The sequence below is a fragment of the Virgibacillus sp. W0430 genome (assembly GCF_051846935.1).
In the GTDB taxonomy this organism is placed as follows: Bacteria; Bacillota; Bacilli; order Bacillales; family Amphibacillaceae; genus JBPYCR01.
The window spans coordinates 1-709 of record NZ_JBPYCS010000061.1; the positions used below are offsets into that span (position 1 = coordinate 1).

Here is a 709-nt window from a genome sequence, read left to right on the forward strand (position 1 = left end):
ATTCGGAAATTCCCGGATCAACGTCTACTTACGACTCCCCGAGACATATCGGTGTTAGTCCCGTCCTTCTTCGGCTCCTAGTACCAAGGCATCCACCGTGCGCCCTTATTCACTTAACTAACTTAAAATAAGCGTTGACGCTTTACTTTTTGTTGATGTCATTGATTACTCATTCTTATTTAGTTTTCAAGGTACAAAATGGAGCCTAGCGGGATCGAACCGCTGACCTCCTGCGTGCAAGGCAGGCGCTCTCCCAGCTGAGCTAAGGCCCCAAATGTTTTCTATTTAGATGGTGGGCCTGAGTGGACTCGAACCACCGACCTCACGCTTATCAGGCGTGCGCTCTAACCAGCTGAGCTACAGGCCCATCAATTAAATAAAGAGAGATTACTCCCTCAAAACTGAACCAAACAACTTCGTATGCCTTCCGTAGTCCAGCGAAAGCTCCTATCTACTAGCAGACTTCCTTCTCCTTCCGGCGATAAGTCAACATCGATTTACCTAAAGGCTCATCGTGTTTCCTTTATCTTGTCAGGAGACGTCCAGTCTGTACGCCGATGACCAGGCGCTTTCGCTTTCTAATTATCCTTAGAAAGGAGGTGATCCAGCCGCACCTTCCGATACGGCTACCTTGTTACGACTTCACCCCAATCATTGGCCCCACCTTCGGCGGCTGGCTCCAAATGGTTACCTCACCGACTTCGGGTGT

Annotated in this window: 2 tRNA genes and 2 rRNA genes; all 4 read right to left on the reverse strand. The window is 49.2% G+C overall.

Annotated elements, in window-relative coordinates:
* Positions 1-119 (reverse strand): 23S ribosomal RNA (locus ACLIBH_RS14355); the annotation flags it as partial.
* An 80-nt stretch (positions 120-199) separates the two neighbouring features.
* Positions 200-272, reverse strand: a tRNA-Ala gene (locus ACLIBH_RS14360).
* Positions 273-290: 18 nt separating this feature from the next.
* Positions 291-367, reverse strand: a tRNA-Ile gene (locus ACLIBH_RS14365).
* A 225-nt stretch (positions 368-592) separates the two neighbouring features.
* Positions 593-709: ribosomal RNA gene (locus tag ACLIBH_RS14370) — 16S ribosomal RNA — on the reverse strand; the annotation flags it as partial.